The organism is Streptomyces sp. NPDC052016, assembly GCF_044548445.1.
Lineage (GTDB): Bacteria > Actinomycetota > Actinomycetes > Streptomycetales > Streptomycetaceae > Streptomyces.
Genome location: NZ_JBIUBX010000002.1, coordinates 1 through 17050, shown reverse-complemented (window position 1 = coordinate 17050; position 17050 = coordinate 1). Strand labels below are relative to the sequence as shown.

Annotated in this window: 12 protein-coding genes and 2 tRNA genes; 2 read left to right on the top strand and 12 right to left on the bottom strand. The window is 72.1% G+C overall.

What is annotated here, in order from left to right:
* Positions 1–47 precede the first annotated feature (47 nt).
* From ACIHAR_RS03250 to ACIHAR_RS03240, 3 genes are all read right to left on the bottom strand, one after another.
* A complete protein-coding gene (locus ACIHAR_RS03250) occupies positions 48–653 on the bottom strand; it encodes an ATP-dependent Clp protease proteolytic subunit (protein WP_031476850.1) in 606 nt (201 codons plus the stop codon).
* A gap of 370 nt (positions 654–1023) precedes the next feature.
* Positions 1024–2400 (bottom strand): trigger factor, encoded by a 1377-nt coding sequence (tig, locus tag ACIHAR_RS03245; RefSeq protein ID WP_365471575.1) that lies wholly within the window; start codon positions 2398–2400, stop codon positions 1024–1026.
* Positions 2401–2587: 187 nt separating this feature from the next.
* Positions 2588–2664 (bottom strand) — tRNA-Pro (locus ACIHAR_RS03240).
* Between the two features lie 167 nt (positions 2665–2831).
* Here ACIHAR_RS03240 and ACIHAR_RS03235 point away from each other — a divergent pair.
* Positions 2832–2905 (top strand) — tRNA-Gly (locus ACIHAR_RS03235).
* Positions 2906–3490: 585 nt separating this feature from the next.
* On the opposite strand, the gene ACIHAR_RS03230 is transcribed toward ACIHAR_RS03235, so the two are convergent.
* On the bottom strand, positions 3491–3685 hold the full coding sequence (locus tag ACIHAR_RS03230) for a hypothetical protein (RefSeq protein ID WP_073491582.1): 195 nt from the start codon (positions 3683–3685) through the stop codon (positions 3491–3493).
* A 407-nt stretch (positions 3686–4092) separates the two neighbouring features.
* Between ACIHAR_RS03230 and ACIHAR_RS03225 the strand changes: the two genes are divergently transcribed.
* Positions 4093–5238 carry an acyltransferase family protein gene (locus ACIHAR_RS03225; RefSeq protein WP_365471572.1) on the top strand — a complete coding sequence of 382 codons (1146 nt, stop codon included), beginning with the start codon at positions 4093–4095 and terminating at the stop codon, positions 5236–5238.
* Between the two features lie 73 nt (positions 5239–5311).
* Here ACIHAR_RS03225 and ACIHAR_RS03220 read toward each other — a convergent pair whose 3' ends face one another.
* The 8 genes from ACIHAR_RS03220 to ACIHAR_RS03185 form a co-directional block, all read right to left on the bottom strand.
* Complete coding sequence (locus ACIHAR_RS03220) at positions 5312–6742, bottom strand: DUF6177 family protein (RefSeq protein ID WP_400016471.1); 1431 nt, start codon at positions 6740–6742, stop codon at positions 5312–5314.
* 4 nt (positions 6743–6746) lie between these two features.
* Positions 6747–10724, bottom strand: coding sequence for a type VII secretion protein EccCa (eccCa, locus tag ACIHAR_RS03215; RefSeq protein WP_400016468.1), 3978 nt, complete (start codon positions 10722–10724; stop codon positions 6747–6749).
* A gap of 34 nt (positions 10725–10758) precedes the next feature.
* The gene (locus tag ACIHAR_RS03210; RefSeq protein WP_400016465.1) at positions 10759–12357 is read right to left on the bottom strand and encodes a hypothetical protein; all 1599 of its coding nucleotides are present in this window, start codon (positions 12355–12357) and stop codon (positions 10759–10761) included.
* Between the two features lie 60 nt (positions 12358–12417).
* A complete protein-coding gene (gene eccD / locus ACIHAR_RS03205; protein ID WP_365471561.1) occupies positions 12418–13773 on the bottom strand; it encodes a type VII secretion integral membrane protein EccD in 1356 nt (451 codons plus the stop codon).
* A 76-nt stretch (positions 13774–13849) separates the two neighbouring features.
* Positions 13850–14155, bottom strand: coding sequence for a hypothetical protein (locus ACIHAR_RS03200; protein WP_365471558.1), 306 nt, complete (start codon positions 14153–14155; stop codon positions 13850–13852).
* A 95-nt stretch (positions 14156–14250) separates the two neighbouring features.
* Positions 14251–14694 (bottom strand): HD domain-containing protein, encoded by a 444-nt coding sequence (locus tag ACIHAR_RS03195; RefSeq protein WP_384652645.1) that lies wholly within the window; start codon positions 14692–14694, stop codon positions 14251–14253.
* A 300-nt stretch (positions 14695–14994) separates the two neighbouring features.
* Complete coding sequence (locus ACIHAR_RS03190) at positions 14995–15366, bottom strand: toxin-antitoxin system YwqK family antitoxin (protein ID WP_400016460.1); 372 nt, start codon at positions 15364–15366, stop codon at positions 14995–14997.
* Entirely contained in the window at positions 15366–16964 is a 1599-nt protein-coding gene (locus ACIHAR_RS03185; protein ID WP_400016458.1) for a YwqJ-related putative deaminase, read from the bottom strand. The genes ACIHAR_RS03190 and ACIHAR_RS03185 overlap by 1 nt, the downstream gene beginning before the upstream one ends.
* Positions 16965–17050: the final 86 nt, after the last annotated feature.

Here is a 17050-nt window from a genome sequence, read left to right as displayed (position 1 = left end):
CTGTCTCCTAGGGGCTGAGGCGGTCGGCTGGGGGCTCTGCTGGGGCCTCAGGCCCCGGTGCCGCCGCCGCCCGGCATGCCGGCGGCCGTGGCGATCACGTCGTCGATGAGGCCGTACTCCTTGGCCTCGAAGGCGTCGAACCAGCGGTCGCGGTCCGAGTCACGGGTGATCTGCTCGACCGACTGGCCGGTGTGCTGGGACGTGAGCTCGGCCATGCGCTTCTTGGTGTGCAGCAGCCGCTCGGCGTGGATCTTGATGTCCGAGGCCGAACCCGCCAGGCCGGCGGAGGGCTGGTGGATCAGGATCTCGGCGTTCGGCAGGGCGAAGCGCTTTCCGGGCGTACCCGCGCTGAGCAGGAACTGGCCCATCGAGGCGGCGAGGCCCATGGCGATCGTCACCACGTCGTTCTTGATGTACTGCATGGTGTCGTAGATCGCCATGCCGGCCGTGATCGAACCGCCCGGGCTGTTGATGTAGAGGTAGATGTCCTTGTCCGGGTCGGCGGCAAGGAGCAGCAGCTGTGCGGTGATCTTGTTCGCGATGTCGTCGTCGACCGGCTGGCCGAGGAAGATGATCCGCTCGTTGAGCAGCCGGTTGTAGACATGGTCGCCGAGGCCTCCGCCGATGGAAGGCTCGCCGGCGGCGGAGGGCATCAGATTCGTCACGTATCCACCTGCTCGTCTTACGACGGCGCCGGGCCGTCTCACGTGTTCTGCCGGGGCTAGGAGCCGTCCGGCGGTTCGGCGACTCCCCTGCCCTCGTATTCATGGACCCTAACGCGCGGGTCCCGTCGGGGAATCCCGGAGAGTGGGGTGTTCGCCGGGGGCGTAGCGACGGGCCCCGGCGGGGGGGGCGGTTCCGGACCGTGGCGGCCGCACGCGGTCGGTGTCCGGTCGCGCCCGCGCGGCGGACGTCGTACGGCGACACGGCGCGTCCCCGCGGACGGGGCCGGGCCGCTATGACAGGGAGGCCCCGGAGCTCGCGCCCCGGGGCCTCCCGCGTCGGTCAGAGGTGGCTCGAGGCTCAGGCCTCGGGCTTCTCCTCGGAGGTCTCCGCCTCGGCGGTGGCCTCCTCGGTCTCCTCGTCCTCGTCGTCCAGGTCGATGATCTCGCCGTTGGTGTCCTTGACCGTGGCGGACTCGACGACCAGGGCCAGGGCCTTGCCGCGGGCGACCTCGCCGACCAGGAGCGGAACCTGGCCGCCCTCGACGACCGCCTGGGCGAACTGGTCGGGCGACATGCCGGAGGAGGCGGCACGGCGCATGAGGTGCTCGGTGAGCTCCTCCTGGTTGACGTTGAGCTTCTCGCGCTTGACGAGCTCGTCCAGGACGAACTGGGTCTTGATGCCCTTGACCGCGGCCTCGCGGGTCTCGGTCTCGAACTCCTCGGCGGTCTTGCCCTGGATCTCCAGGTACTTGTCGAGGGTCAGGCCCATCTGGCCGAGCTGGTGGTGCTCCAGGTTGTGCTTGCGGGTGTTGATCTCGTCCTCGAGCAGCTTCTCGGGGACGGGTACCTCGACGAGCTCCAGCAGCTTCTCCAGGACGCGCTCCTGGGCCTGCGTGGCCTGGTCGTACTGCTTCATGTTCGTGAGGCGCTTGCGGCTGTCCGCCTTGAGCTCCTCGAGGGTGTCGAACTCGGAGGCGAGCTGCGCGAAGTCGTCGTCCAGCTCGGGCAGTTCGCGCGCGGCGACCTGGGTGACCTTGACGCTGACCTCGGCCTCCTTGCCGGCCGCGGAGCCGCCCCTGAGCTCGGAGGTGAAGGTGGCCTCGCCACCGGCCTCCAGGCCCTTCACGGCGTCGTCGATGCCGTCGAGGAGCTCGCCGGAGCCGATCGTGTAGGAGACGCCGTCGGCGACGCCGTCCTCGAGGACCTCGCCGTCGACCTTGGCCCGCAGGTCCACGGTCACGACGTCGCCGTCCTCGGCGGCACGCTCGACCGGGGAGGTGGAGGCGAAGCGCTCGCGGAGCTGCTCGACCGACTTCTCGACGTCCTCGTCCGTCACCTCGACGGCGTCGACCTCGACCTCGATGGAGGAGAAGTCCTCGGGGAGCTCCAGGGCGGGGCGGACGTCGACCTCGGCGGTGAAGTTCAGCGTCTCGCCGTCCTTCAGCTCGGTGATGTCGACCTCGGGCTGGCCCAGGACGTCGATCTCGGCCTCGTTGACCGCCTCCGTGTAGAACTTCGGCAGCGCGTCGTTGACGGCCTCCTCCAGCACGGCACCACGGCCGAACCGCTGGTCGATGACCCGGGCGGGGATCTTGCCCTTGCGGAAGCCCTTCACCGTGACCTGCTGGTTGATCTTCTTGTACGCCGCGTCGAGGCTGTCCTTGAGCTCCTCGAAGGGCACCTCGACAGTGAGCCGAACCCGGGTCGGGTTCAGGGTCTCCACGGCGCTCTTCACGGTTCGGTCTCCTTGTGGCTGACTTCTTGGGTTTCGCCGGAGCCAGAGAGGCCCGGCGATCGCCGCCCGGGAGAGTTCGTAGGCCGAGTGGGCCGGGACACACGGGCGCGCAGCTTGCATAGTAACCGCAGCAGATGAACGGCCCAAAAGACGATCACCGGCGAGGCGCCCGGCATGATCGCGCAGGTGGTCGGGGTGGCGGGATTTGAACCCACGGCCTTCCGCTCCCAAAGCGGACGCGCTACCAAGCTGCGCCACACCCCGTCTGGTGCGACACGTAGGGTACATGCCCGCAGGCCCGCTGACCGCAGCATTTGCGGCAGTGCCCGGGCACACACAGGCGCGCCTCGGAAACGGGGTGTGCGTGCGAGGGGGCCGACCCGCTACGATGCCTGCAGTGCCGCGGTCACCTGACCTGCGGCGCGTCCTGTGCGGGCGTAGCTCAATGGTAGAGCCCCAGTCTTCCAAACTGGCTACGCGGGTTCGATTCCCGTCGCCCGCTCCAGCACGGCTCAGGCCCAGGTGCGAGGGTGTTTCCCCGCGTCCTGGGCCTCAGTCGTCTCCTGGCCGGATCAGCCGCCTCGGCCGGGGCGGCGGCCGCCTGCTCCACTTTCTCCGGCGGCCGGCAGTCGGCAGCCGCTTCGCCGGCCTTCTCGGGCACACGTGATCGTCGGCCTGCCCGGCGCGCCATACCGTTCGCATCACGGACGCCATGACGTCGTGCGTCCCCTGTGCCCCACGGCCGTGGGTCAGGCGACGCTTGCCGCCGTCACTTCGCCGCAAACTGACCGCGCGGCGACCGGTGGGTTTCGCGTGGGGGCCACTGCGATGCGGCTCTCCGCGCCCCCGTCGCGCGACTTCAGGACGTTCTGACCGGCGTGATCGCGCTGTCGGCGGTCCTGGTCCGCGGGTCCGTGGTCTGGGCGGTTTCTCGCCCAGCCGCCCCCGGAGCGTTCGGGGCCCAGCGCACGCGGGCGGGTTCCATCCCGCCGGCCGCTCTGTTCGGCCCGGGGCCGGGTGGAAGGTCGCCTTTCCGTCCGGCCCCTGCTGTTCTCCGGGACCGGGGTGCTCCTCGCCGTGGGTCCTGCCGTCAGAAGCTGATCGAGTTGATCGTTTCCGCGAGCGAGTTGAGGAAGCGGTTGATCGACGGGGCCATGCCCGTCGAGGCGAGGAAGAAACCGAAGAGGATCGCGACTATGGCGGGGCCGGCCTTGATCGACCCACCCCGGATGAGCACGACCAGAACGATCGCCAACAGCAGCACCACTGACAGTGAAATGGCCACAACTGATCACACCCTCGGTCGGTCCGCACTCCCGGCCCGGGGACGCAACCCCGCGCACCCCGCCAGAGACCATCGTGCCACCAACGCGGCCTCCCTATGCGGCCGCTGACGCATCCTCGGCGGCAACTCGCGGTCCGCGGCAGTGCGGGACTCCCCCGAAACCCTGCCGCACAACAATTCGAGGGCGCGGTCCGGAAGAAATTCACAACGGGTGCGCAGGTAATTCGAATTGCGGTCACAGCCGCTCCAACAACAGCCACACAACCGGCGTTATGCACCTTTTAGTCGGGATGAATCGCGACATACGGGGCACCGAAGCGTGGTTCACCTGCGTCGAATTGAGGAATGACATCGCGATGACGTGGCACGTTTTACGTATTGCCACAGTCGACGCTAGGGTGCCTCAGATGTTCCACGCCGCTACGTCTCTCGTGCCGAGTCCGCGCTCACCCCAGAGCGAGAAAGATCAGCACCACCAGTCACCCGACAGACGGTCCAAGCAGCGTGACGCGTTCTTCGACAACGCCAAGTACCTGGCCATCGTGCTGGTGGCCGTCGCCCACGCCTGGGAGCCGCTGAAAGGCGGCAGCCGGGTGCTGCAGGCCGCGTACATGCTGGTGTACGCGTTCCACATGCCGGCGTTCATCGTCATCTCCGGCTTCTTCTCGCGCAGTTTCGACGCGAGCCCCGGCAAGCTGAAGCGGCTGGTGACCGGCGTCGCCGTGCCGTACATCGTCTTCGAGACCGCCTACCCGCTCTTCGTGGGGTACGCCAGCGGCACCCACCAGGACATCACCCTCCTCGACCCCTACTACCTGACCTGGTTCCTGTGCGCGCTGTTCATCTGGCGGCTGACCACCCCCCTGTGGAAGCTGGTCCGCCACCCGCTGCCGCTCGCCATGGGCATCGCCATGCTGGCCTCCGTCAGCCCGGGCATCGACGACGACCTCGACATCCAGCGCGTCCTGCAGTTCCTGCCGTTCTTCGTGCTGGGTCTGTACCTGAAGCCGGAGCACTTCCGGCTGGTGCGCCGGCGGTCGGTGCGGATCGCGGCCGTGCCGGTGTTCGCCTTCGCCCTGGCCTTCTCCTGGTGGGCGGTGCCGCGGATGGACACGGCGTGGCTCTACCACCGCGACTCCGCGCAGGAACTTGGCGTCCCCTGGTGGGTCGGCCCGATCATGCAGCTCGCCCTGTTCGGCTGCTCGCTGCTGCTGACCGCCTGCTTCCTGTCCTGGGTGCCCGGCCGCACGATGTGGTGCACGGCGCTCGGCGCGGGCACTCTCTACGGCTACCTGCTGCACGGCTTCCTGATCAAGGGCGCCGACTACCGCGGCTGGTTCGACCAGCCGTGGCTGCACCGCCCCCTCGGGGAGATCGCCGTCAGCGCCGTCATGGCCGTCGCCGTCACCCTGTTGTGCACCGCGCCCGTGCGGCGGGCGTTGCGGTTCGTCGTGGAACCGAAGATGGAGTGGGCGTTCAGGACGGATCCCGTACGGATCGCCCGGGAACGCGAGCGGGAACCGGAGCGGGCACGGGAGAAGGCGTCCGTCTGAGCCTGTGCCGGGAACCGCGCGCTCACGGGCGCGTGCCGTCCGTGGCTCGTCCCGCGCGGTTCCCCCGGCCCCCTCAGGAAGGGCCGCCCTTCAGGTGGGTCATCAGTTCCTCGAAGTCCTTCCAGCCCGACAGGTCGGACGGGTCGCCCGGCAGGGGGTAGTACAGGGCCGGGCGGGTCTTCGGGCCCAGGTCGCGGGGCTTCTCGCGCAACGGGGTGCGCCTCGCCCGGTCGCCCGGCATCGTGCGGACCTCCTCCGCGCCCAGCACGAAGGCGTACGGCACTCCCGGACCCTCGAAGCGCGGCGGGACGGAGAGATCGCGGCGTGCCCTGCGGACCTGGACGAGCATCGACTGGAGGTCGTGGCGGGTGGCCAACGCCTCCGCCGCCGCCATGACCGCCGCCTCCCCGGGAACCTCCTCACCGGGGCCGTAGCCGAACGCCAGGGTGACGTCCTCCTCCACGCCCGCCTTCGTCCGGGTGATCCGGACCGTCGCGAGACCCGGGCGCTCCGGGGCCCCGACGACCACGAGCCAGGTCGGTTCCGGCGAGCGCTCGAACGCCACGTCCGTCACCTGCCGCAGCGACCAGGGCAGGTTGGCCGGTTCCTCGGTGCCCCAGCCGGCCGGCGGCTCGCCGGTGATCTCCTGCCAGACCGACTCCAGGGCGCCGCCGAGGACCAGCCGGTCGTCCGCCGGGTGGACGCAGCGGAAGGAGATCGCCAGCTGGCGCTCGCCGGTGTCCGCGATCCGCCCGCCGTAGGCCCCGGCGACCGGGGTACGCGGGTCCTCGGCGGTCGCCTCCGCCGGCTCGACCGTCACGAACAGGCCGTTCGCCCAGCGCAGGACGGCGCCGGACAGTCCGTCGTAGTAGCCGCACTCCTCGTCCTGCACCACCCAGCGCGAGGGCCAGCCGGGCAGCGCGGCCCGGACCGCCGGGGAGAGCCGGGTGCCGGCCGGTGTGACGATCTGCAGGCCCAGCTGGGCCTGTGCCGCCGCCCGGAAGGTGTCCGCGAGCCAGGCGGTCATCGCGATCACCGGGCGGTCCTGGATCACCACGGCGACCTTGTCGGTGAGCACGTCGATGGCGGGCTGCGCGGCGGCCGGCACCGGCACGGCGGTCATCCCGTCGGTGTTCACCACGGCCAGCGAGGTCGCGGCCTCGCGCGGCCAGGCGGTGCCGCCGGCCAGCGTGGCGACACGGGCGGCGAAGGTCCCGGCGAGTGCCTCGGCCTCCCGCACGCCGGTGGTGGCGCGGGCCTCGGTCCACCAGTACGGGACCTCCGGCTCGTCCGCGCCGAGCAGCCGCCGGGCCTCTCCCCTGACCTGCACCAGCAGCGGGGCCTCCACGGACAGCAGCGGGCGGCCCTGCTCGTCGTGGAGCCGGACCAGCGCGCCGTCCGCCTCCGCGCCCACCAGCTTGTCGGGGCCGCCGGAGAGCAGGCCCGCGATCACGCTCAGCGGGTCGGGCATCTTCTTCGTGAGCGCGACGACGTCCTTCGTCATGGGTTCACCTCGTCCCCGCGTAGACGGTCTGGATCAGCCGGTTCGGTTCGCCTCTTCGGACCAGCAGGCCGCGGCCGGGCGGCTGCTGGGAGGCGTACACCCCGGAGAAGAGCTGGCCCTCGCTGCGGTCGCCCGCCATCACCAGCGCCGCGGCGCCGGACTCGCGCAGGCCCATCAGCAGCGGCTCGTACAGACCGCGTGAGGCGCCGGCGACGCGCCGGGTGAGGACGAAGTGCAGCCCGATGTCCTGGGCCGAGGGGATGTACGGCAGGAAGGGCGCGAGCGGCTGCTGGCCGGCCGTGGTGAGGACGTCGTAGTCGTCGACCAGGATCACGATCCGTGGGCCCGAGAAGCTGCCCGGCTCCAGGTCGGAGCCGTCCGCGCTCTCGTCGGGCAGCCGCTTGTCCAGTTCCGTGGCGATGCCCGCCGCGAGCCCGCCGGCCAGCTTGGCGTTGTAGGCGTAGCCGCCCCGGTACTCCTCCGGGACGGCGCCGCGCAGGCCGCGGCGCGGGTCCATGATGCCGAAGACCAGCTCCTCGTCGCCGTAGCGCTCGATGAGGCCCTGGGCGACCACCTTGAGCAGGTTGGTCTTGCCGCACTCGCTGTCGCCCATGACCAGCAGGTGCTGGTCGTGGTGGAACAGGTCGAGCATGACCGGTGCCAGGTGCGTCTGGTCCAGGCCGATCGGGACGCGGCGCGGCTCCGCGGCCGGGCCGGGCAGCAGCCGCGGCTCCAGCACGTGCGGCAGGACCCGGACGGGCTGGGCGACCTCGCCGGTCCAGGTGGCGCGGACCGTGCGGGCGGTGCGTTCCAGGACCGCGCCGAGGTCGGCGACGTCGGCGCGGCCGTCCGTGCGGGGCAGGGCGACCTGTGCGAACAGCTTGCCGTCGGTGAGGACGCGGCCCTTCTCCTCGGGCGAGAGGGTCTGCGCGAGCTTGCGGTCGATGCTGGACTCGCTCGGGTCGTTCAGGCGCAGCTCGACCCGGGTGCCGAACTGGGACTGGGTGGCGATGCGCACGTCGTTCCAGCGCAGCATGCCCGCGACGACGTGGATGCCGTAGCCGCTGCCGCGCTTGAGGATGTCGACGACCGCGTCGTCCAGTTCCGCGAAGTCGTCGCGCAGGGCGCCGAAGCCGTCGATCAGCAGCACGATCTCCGTGGAGGCCAGCTCGGGCAGGCGGCCGGCCGCGCGCAGGGTGCGCAGCTGCTCCAGGGAGTCGATGGTGTGGACGCGGAAGAGTTCCTCGCGCTGGTCGAGCATGCCGCGCACCGAGTCGATGGTGCGGGCGGCGCGTTCGCGGTCGGCGCGGCCGGCGACCCCGCCGACGTGCGGCAGGCCGGACAGCGCCTGGAGGCCGCCGCCGACCAGGTCGAGGCCGTAGACGCCGACCTCCTGCGGGGTGTGCGTCAGCGCCAGGGACAGGGCGAGGGTGCGCAGCAGGGTGGTCTTGCCGGACTGCGGGCCGCCGATGACCGCGGCGTGGCCGCCCGCCACCGTGAGGTTCAGGTACCACCGGCCCTGCCACTGCCTGGTGGGGTCGTCGAGGACGCCCAGGGGCACCTGGAGCGGTCCGGACCGTTCGGCGAGTTGCATGCCGCGCGCACCGACCTCCACGGGCCCCGCGACCTTGTCGAGGGCGATCGCCTCGGGCAGCGGGGGCAGCCAGATCTGGCGTACGGGGCGGGCGCCGGCGTTCTCGAGCTGCTCGACCATGACGCCCATCTCGGTGGGCCCGGTCTCCCGGCGCCGCATCTTCGGCTCCTCGGCGGCCGCCGTGTCGTCCTGGCCGAGGGTGTTGTACGCCTCGTACTCCAGGGCCAGCGGCCCGGTGTCCTCCTCCTCGCGCCGCACCGGGCCGTGGTAGGCGCCGGAGACGTAGCCGGCCTTGAACCGCTCGTAGTGGCTGGTGTCGACCTTGAGGTAGCCGAAGCCGGGCAGCGGCGGCAGGTGGAAGGCGTCGGTGGTGTCCAGGACCGTGCGGGACTCGTCGGCGGAGAAGGTGCGCAGGCCGAGCCGGTACGACAGGTAGGTGTCCAGGCCCTTCAGCTTGCCGCCCTCGATGCGCTGGCTGGACAGCAGCAGGTGCACGCCGATGGAGCGGCCGATGCGGCCTATGGACAGGAACAGGTCGATGAAGTCGGGCTTGGCGGTGAGGAGTTCGCCGAACTCGTCGATCACCACGAAGAGGTGGGGCAGGGGCTCCAGGTCGGGGCGCTTCTCGGCGCGCAGGGCGGCGTAGTGGCCGATGTCGGCGACGTTGCCCGCGTCCTTGAGGACCTGCTGGCGGCGCTTGACCTCGCCGGCCAGCGACGCGTGGACGCGTTCGACGAGACCGGCCTGGTTCTCCAGGTTGGTGATCACGCCGGCCACGTGCGGGAGGGCGGCGAAGGGGGCGAAGGTGGCGCCGCCCTTGTAGTCGACGAGGACCATGGCGAGGTCCTCCGGCGGGTGGGTGGCGACCAGGGCGAGGACGAGGGTGCGCAGCAGCTCGGACTTGCCGGAGCCGGTGGCGCCGACGCACAGGCCGTGCGGGCCCATGCCCAGTTCGGAGGACTCCTTCAGGTCGAGCAGAACGGGCTCGCGGGAGTCGCTGACGCCGATCGGCACGCGCAGGAAGGCCCGCTCGCCGCGCGGCGCCCACAGCCGGCGCAGGTCGAGGTCGGCCACGTCGTCGATGCCGAGGAGGTCGGCGAAGTCCACGGGTCCGCTGAGCGGGGCGTCCGCGGTCATCGAGTCCGCGGACAGCCGCAGCGGGGCGAGCATCCGGGCGAGGCCCTCGGCGAAGGGGGCGCCGACCTCGTCGACGGTGCCGTGGGCGCCGATCGGCTCCTCCTCGCGCAGGTCCTCGATGGCGATGCGCTCGCCGTCGACGGTGATGCGCACGCCCACGCTGCCCGGCTCCTGCACCCGTTCGTCGAGCAGGTGCAGCACGGTGACGCCCATCTCCCGCAGCCCGACGGCGTCGTCGGGGCGGGGCAGGTCGACGGCGTCGTCGCCGTGCGCGTCGGCGACGACGAGGAGGCGGGAGGTCATCGCGAGGGCGTCCCTGCCGGACAGGCCGCGGCGCACCTCGGCCGCGTAGGAGGCGCGGCGGCGCAGCTCGGGGCCGATCTGCCGGGCCAGTCGGGGCACGGAGGGCGCGATGCGGCGGGCGGCCACGGGGCCGTCGAACTGCTCGGAGTCGAGCAGGTGGGGCAGCCACTTGGCCCACTCCCAGTCGGCGATCCGGTCGCCGGGGGCGGCGAGCGCGAGCGCCACGTCGTCGGGGGCGTGCAGGGCGGCGGCCTGGACGAGCAGCGCGCGGGCGATGCGGAGGGTGTCCTCCCGGCGGCCGATGACGCTGACGTTGCCGACGCGGTCGAGCGCAACGGTCAGCGGGAGGTCGGTGCCCGTGCGGAACCGGGCCATCAGCGCGGACGCCTCGTTCAGCATGAACTCGTCCGGCGGGGTGAGCACGGACGAGCCCTGCTGACCGACCTTCAGGTCCCGCACGGGCATCTCTCCGGTGCCGACCCGCACCCGCAGGAAGTCGCCGTCCAGGCGCCGGCGCTCCCACAGCCGGGCGGGGTCGCGGACGATGTCGTACAGCGCGTCCGGCGGCGGGTTGAGCACCTGGGCGGTCTCCGAGCGCCGCCGCTCCTCCGCGGACAGTTCCTCGCGCAGGTCCTCCAGGTAGGCGAGGTAGGCCTCGCGCTGGGTGCGGCGCGTGCGCTGGGCCTTGCCGCGCTGGGAGAGGACCAGGACGAGGGAGCCGACGACGGTGACGACGAGGATGATCGCGCCGAGCGCGGCGAACTGGCTGTTGCGCACCACCGTCATCATCACGACGGAGGACATCACGCCGGCGACGGGCAGCAGCGACGTGGCGACGGAACCCGCCTTGCCCTCGGGCAGGTTGGGCGGCGCCTCTATCGTGCGCGGCTCGGAGGCGGCCGGCGGCCGGGTGGTCCGCGCCGGGCGATGGATCAGTCGGGTACTCATCGTCCTTGCCCCTGTGGGGTCCCTTCGACGTGGGTCAGCGGCGCTTCTGGGACAGTTCGAAGACCTCGGCGGCCAGCCGGGTGACGGCCTGACGGGTCGCCCGGGCCAGCAGGTCGGTGCGGATGGCGCCACCGGCCGCGAGGTGACGGTCGTACGGCAGGACGCGCACGCTCGCCCCGGTCGACCTCAGCTGCTCGGCGGCCTTGTCGAGGTCGAGACCGGGGTGCGGGGCCGTCTCGGTGAGGGCGACGACGGTCGAGGTGGTGATGTCCCGGGGCAGGCCGCGCATCCACTCCAGCACCGAGCGGGTGCTGGCGATGCCCTCCAGGGTCGCGTTCACGGTGAGCACCCGGGCCTGCGCGGCGGACAGCGCGGTGCGGGCCACCTCGGCGGGCAGGGTCTCGCAGTCGACGACGGTCACCCCGAAGTAGCGGCGCAGCGACACCATGACCCGCTCGTAGCCCCTGGTGTCGAGCATCGCCCCGACCTGCCCCTGGCTGCCGGGCAGCAGCCAGGCGTTCTCGGGGAGTTGAACCAGGTATCCGGTGACGTCGAGCAGCGACATCTGCGGCTCGACGAGGGTGGCGAGGTCGCCGGTGGTCCAGCGCAGGCTCTCCGCGCCGAGCCTGAGCGGCAGCGAGCCGAGCGCCGGGTCCGCCTCGACGATGAGGACCGGGTCCTGGCGGTAGTGGGCGTAGGCGGTGCCGAGCAGGGCGGCGACCGTGGTCTTGCCGGAGCCGCCGCGGATGGAGGTCACGGCGATCTGACGGCCGGTGGTGACCGGCCGCTGCAGCACCTCGGCGGTCGCCGTCGTCTCGGCGACCTCGCGCGCGGCCGAGGAGGACACGGTGCGGCGTACAACCCTCAGGGCACGGGCGGCGAACGGCTCGCCGCGACGGGGCTTGAGACCGACGGCGGCGAGCCGCTTGTCGACGACGGGACGGCTGTCGGGGGTGGTGCGGCGGGGGTTCCCCTGCGGGGTGGGGTGGGGGGTCGCCCGGTGCGCCGGCTGCGGGGTCCCTTGCGCGGCCGGGTGGGCGGCGGGCGGCTGCCCGGGGTGCTGGGCGGCCTGGTCCGCATGCGGCTGCCGGGGATGGCCGTAGGGGGGCGCGGGCTGCTGCGGGGAGCCGGGCGCGGGGGTCTGCGCCGGTGCGCTCGGCGCGGGCGGGTTGGGTGCCGGTGGGTTGGCTGCGGGTGGGTTGGGTGGCGGTGGGTTGGGTGCCGGTGAGGGCTGTGCGGGAACACCCTGGGGCTGCGGGTTCTGCGCGGGAACGCCCTGGGGCTGCGGGTTCTGCGCGGGAACGCTCTCGGGCTGCGGGTTCTGCGCGGGAACGCCCTCGGGCTGCGGGTCCTGCCCGGGAACACCCTGGGGCTGCGGGTTCTGCGCGGGAACGCCCTCGGGCTGCGGGTTCTGCGCGGGAGAACCCTGCGCCTGCGGGGTGTGGGCGGGAGAACCCTGCGCCTGCGGGGTGTGGGCGGGCGCGTCCGGCCGCGGTGCCTGATGCGGTGCGGGGGTGCCCTGTGGAGCCGCGGGCTGCTGGGCCGGCGGCTGCCCGGGCGCGGGCTGCTGAGGCGCCGCGCCGCCTCTCAGGTCGCGCAGCACATCGTTCTGCCAGTTCTCACCACTCGGCATGTCGCCCTTCTCCTTTTGTCGTCCTCCCGCTCGGAGTGCCGACGCGTCGTCCCTCAGACCTCAGAACCTGTCGAGCAGCTGCCCGTAGGTGCCGAACACACCGACGGCCAGCGGGAACAGCGCGATGACCCCGAGGGACTCGACGAGATCGGCGAGCCGACGCAGCCGGACCCGCATGTGCTCGGGCGGCTCGGTCGCGAGGACCAGCAGCGGCAGCAGCGCGGCGGCGCCCAGCACGGCCAGCGCACCGGCGCCCCCGCCGTGGTCCAGCCACAGCACCACCAGGCGGACGACGAGTACGCCCGCCGCCCCGAACAGCGCCACCACCTCGGCGACCAGCGGGAAGGCGCGGGCCCGCGAGAGCAGCACGACGGCGGTGAGCGACGCGAGGGTCACCGTCCACCAGGTCGGCTTCCCGGCGGTGGTCAGCAGCCAGCCGCCGGCGGCGGCCGAGGCGGCGGCGACCACGGTGGCCAGGGCGAGCCCGCGGTGCGTGGCCGCGAGCGCGTTGGAGACCTGGTGCCGACTCACCGACACGCCCGAGGACCGCCGGTCGTCGAGGCCGGTGAGCCCGGAGGCCATCAGTGCCAGCCTCGGCAGCAGCCCGAGCAGCACCACGGAGAACACGGCCATCACCGCGCCGAGCCGGTCCGGACGGTCCTGTACGGCGGCGACGCCCTCCCAGACGGCGGCCACGGCGACGGCCGCCCCCGCCCCGATGAGTCCGCCGCGGCCGAGCGGCGAGAAGTAGGCGAGCAGCACCAGGGAGAGCACCAGAGCGCCGACGACGCCGGCCAGCCGGGCCTCGCCCGGCCAGTCGTAGGCGTCGGCGGCGGTCCAGGCGGCGAGCAGGCCGAGGCCGCCGGAGGCGAACAGCAGGGCGGTGGCGAGACCGAGGTTGCGCCCGCCGATCCTCGCGACGACCGCGCCGGACAGCAGGAACAGGACGGTGGTGACCGCGAGCGCGGTGGCGACGGACTCCAGCGCGAACTCGCGCCGGGCCAGCACGGCCGCGGCCACGGCGAACGCGACGGTGGCGACGCCGGCACTCACCCGGCGCGCGGCCGGGCGCCAGCGCCAGGCGCGCAGGTCCAGGTCGTCGGCGACCTGGTCGGTCACGTCGTGCACGACCGGCGCGGGCGGCGCGGCGTGCGCCCGCACGAGTTGGAGGACCGCGCCGTCGGCGACCTCGGCCGAGGCAAGGGTGGCGTCGTTCGGCAGCACGGAGCCGTCGGAGGTGACCAGTTGCCGCGTGGTGGGCCGCGAGGCGACCCGGTCGTCGAGCAACCGCAGGATGTCGGGGAGCAGTTGGCCGATCGGAGTGTCCGACGGCAGGACCAGGTCGGCGCGTCGCCGTTCACCGATCAGGGTGATGCGGCTGAGCTGGGTCCGAGACGTCGTTGCAGGGCTCACCACTCACCCGAACCTATCATCGCGTCAGTTCCGGCACGGGCCTCGCTTGAAATGAACGCGTCACCCATGCTCGTCCGCTTCACCGCTCCTCCCCACGCGCACCGCCGGCGGACGGAGTCGCGCTCGCGGGGGCGTACAACTGCTCCTGCTGCTGCCGCTGCCTCTCCTGCTCGGCCTTCTGCTTCGCCAGGGTGGCCTGGAGGAACGACCAGCCGACGCAGCCGGCGCACAGTACGGCCGCGATCGCGATGCCCGCGAACACCTTGCCGAGGCGCTCGTCCAGCGTGCGGCGGGCGCGCTGGGGGCCGAACAACAGGGCGTCGCGCATCCGCCGGCGCCGCACCGCCACCGATTCCAGCAGCTGGCTGTCGTAGTCCCGTGCCATTCAGTCGTCGTCCTGTGCTGGGTGCCGTCAGTTGTCAGTTGCCGGTCGAAGGGGTGCCGGTCGACGCTTGCCGGTTGCCGGTTGCCGGTTGCCGGTCAGTCGTCGGGGGTGAGGCCGAGGTACTGCCGCATGGCGGCGTACTTCCGCGCCAGGCGCCCCGCGGTGGCCTCGTCGAGTACGGCGAGCCGGGCCGGGTCCGCGTTGTGCGCGAGGTCGGCCGTCTTGACCAGCCGGGCGCCCGGCGTGGCGAGGATCCGCCGCGCGTACGCCTCGGGCGCTTCGCCGGACCTCTTGGTCACGGCCCGTACGACGTCCTTGGTCCGCCGGTCGAGGTCGGCTGTCTCCAGCCACTCCTCGCTCAGCACACCGTCCTCCACGGCGTCGTGCAGCCAGGCCGCGGCGATCAGTTCCTCGCCCCCGCCGCGGGCGCGCACGCCCTCGGCGACGGCCCGCAGATGCTCGACGTACGGCCGGCCGGCCTTGTCGGTCTGCTCGGCGTGCGCGGCGCGCGCGAGGGCCTCGACCTCGGCGAGGCTCATGGTCACGGCGCGCACCTTCCGTGGTGCCCGTGGTACGGCATGCAAGCTCCCCCTTACTTTGCCTGTGCAACATAGGACACGGGAGGACGGGGAGTACACCCGGGGTTCGTCACGCTCCTGTGTCCGTCGCGACGGTTCAGGCGGTCACACCGTTCCCTCCCGGGTGGACTCAACCACACGAGGGCTCATGTTTCGGACGGTCGATTCGCCTCGTTGGTGTGCATGCCTCAGCCCTGCGGAGCAGGGTTCTGCCCGCCCCGCGTCGGACGGCTCGGGCGGATCGGCGTCACAGGGCCGGGTTCAGTCGTCCTCCTTGCGCCACACCTCTGTCGGCTGGCCCTGCTCATCCCACTCCCGGCTGGACAGGAAAATCCCGTTGTCCTCGGAGAAGCTGCGCTCGGAGGCGAGCACGCCGTTCTGGTGCCATCTCCGGGCGATCCCGACAGCGCGCCCCTTCCGGACTGTTACCTCGGCCCTCAGCGTGCCGTCGTTGTACCACTCCCAGCTCGGTCCGTCCGGCAGACCGTCGACATAGGTTTCCAGGGAGACACGGGCGTCGCCCAGGTACTCCTCAACCTCGCCGGTGAAGGGTTCCCCGCGGTACAGCAGGCGCTGCCCCATGTCCATGTCGACCTCGGGGTCATCGATATTGATCCGCTTCACCTCAGTCATCACGGCTTCCAATTGTCGTCAACGGGCTCTCCGGTGAACCTGCCGTGAAGGCTGTCCACCCCGTCCAACATGTGGTTGCAGTTGGCGCAGAAGGGTGCCGGGCGCCCTGGCAGTCCGGTCTGCATGTGATCGTAGTAGGGGAACTCCATGGCTGCGCGAAGCTCCGCCAGGGCCTCTTCTCCGTCCGGCAGACCCAACTTTCTCCGTTCCCAGAGCAATGCGTTGGCCGCCTTGACTTCGGCATGCCTTAGCGGTTGGTCGGGGGCGGGCCAGGGCTCGGGGAGATTGTCGAGCCTGGCGGCAATCGTGGGGTGCACGTTCTTGATCAGGTCGTCCGGCCGGCCGTTCATGGCCTCGATGATGTTCCCCGTCCTCAGGTCCATCACCTGGCCGGCGCAGGGGCCCACAGCTCTTCTCGACAGAAGACCCTGTTCCTTGGCCTCCCTGAAGGCCACACCGCGCTGGTAGGAGAGGTCCTTGAGGAAGTGCTCGAAGTTGCGGCCGTCGACGTGAGTGATCAGCCCGTCGGCGTCACGCTGCACCCGGCTCTCCGGCACGTGGCCCAGCGAGTTTTCGCCCGCGGCAGGTGGCGGTATCGGCTGGTCACCGAGCTGAATGGGGTCGGCCGCCCGTCGCGCGGCGTCGTCCGCGACCGAGCCCCTGGGGTCACGCGCGTCCCGATCCGCCTGCGGTCCGTCCTGGCCGACGTGATCGTGTGAGGAGCCTCCAGCGTCGCTTCCTTGACCCTGCCCATCGCCCCCGCGCGCTGCGCCGTCGTTGTGGCCACTGGGGTGGGCCGTGTCACCATGCCCGCCCGAGGGGACCTCGCGGCTGTCGCCGGTCGTATGACCGTCATGCCCGCCGCCCGTACCGTCGCTCTGACCGCCGGTGTGACCACGCGGCAGCTCGTGACTCGCAGAGGGCCCAGGGCCGTGCTCGTGGGCGCCGCCGCCGGGGAGGTGGGTGCCCGCGCCGGTGCCGGGCAGGTCGGTGCCGGCGTGGACGGTGGGCAGGTCGCCGCCCGCGTGGACGGCGGGCGTGCCGGTCGCGTCGTCGCCGACGCGGCCGACGTCGCCCAGGTCGCTGTTGCCCAGGATGACGTGCCGGGCGGCGTTGTCGGCGGTGTTCGGGGCCGCGCCGACCAGGGCCGGTTCCCGCACCGGGGAATCGACGCGGGACACGTCCGCACCGGCCGGCGGGGGCGTGTCCCCGGTGGCCGGGCGGTCGACGACATCGGCCGGGCCCTGCCTGCCCGCGTCCAGCAGCACGGTGCCGTGCTCGTCGATGATGTTGCCCGCGCGGTCCGCGAACAGCATCGGCTCGCCCTCGCGCGTCAGCCGCTCCGCACCCTCCGGCAGCACCGGCCTGTCGCCGGGCAGCCTGATACTGCCGTCCGCGAGCCGTGTCGCCCCCGCCGGCACCGCCGCCCCCTCCGGCAGACGGACCGTACCGTCGGCCAGCTTCACCGTGCCCTCCGGCAAAGTGATCGCATTGTCCGGCAGCCTGGGGATCTCGACGTTCCCCACGCCCTTCAACGCCGCCGTGATGTCCCCGATCCTCGACAGCCCCGCACCCGCGCCCTTGGCGATGTAGGTCATCGGGTCGATGACCCGGCCCGCCTTCCCCGCCGCCGACAGCACCTTCGCCACCGCCCCCGCCTTGCCCGCACCCGCCACCGCACCAC

Bases quoted from the DNA above. Each gene is read 5' to 3' on its own strand.
- ACIHAR_RS03250 (WP_031476850.1), bottom strand. From the start codon at position 653: ATGCCCTCCGCCGCCGGCGAGCCTTCCATCGGCGGAGGCCTCGGCGAC.
- ACIHAR_RS03225 (WP_365471572.1), top strand. From the start codon at position 4,093: ATGTTCCACGCCGCTACGTCTCTCGTGCCGAGTCCGCGCTCACCCCAG.
- ACIHAR_RS03220 (WP_400016471.1), bottom strand. From the start codon at position 6,742: ATGACGAAGGACGTCGTCGCGCTCACGAAGAAGATGCCCGACCCGCTG.
- eccCa (WP_400016468.1), bottom strand. From the start codon at position 10,724: ATGAGTACCCGACTGATCCATCGCCCGGCGCGGACCACCCGGCCGCCG.
- ACIHAR_RS03210 (WP_400016465.1), bottom strand. From the start codon at position 12,357: ATGCCGAGTGGTGAGAACTGGCAGAACGATGTGCTGCGCGACCTGAGA.
- ACIHAR_RS03200 (WP_365471558.1), bottom strand. From the start codon at position 14,155: ATGGCACGGGACTACGACAGCCAGCTGCTGGAATCGGTGGCGGTGCGG.
- ACIHAR_RS03195 (WP_384652645.1), bottom strand. From the start codon at position 14,694: ATGAGCCTCGCCGAGGTCGAGGCCCTCGCGCGCGCCGCGCACGCCGAG.
- ACIHAR_RS03190 (WP_400016460.1), bottom strand. From the start codon at position 15,366: ATGACTGAGGTGAAGCGGATCAATATCGATGACCCCGAGGTCGACATG.
- ACIHAR_RS03185 (WP_400016458.1), bottom strand. From the start codon at position 16,964: ATGACCTACATCGCCAAGGGCGCGGGTGCGGGGCTGTCGAGGATCGGG.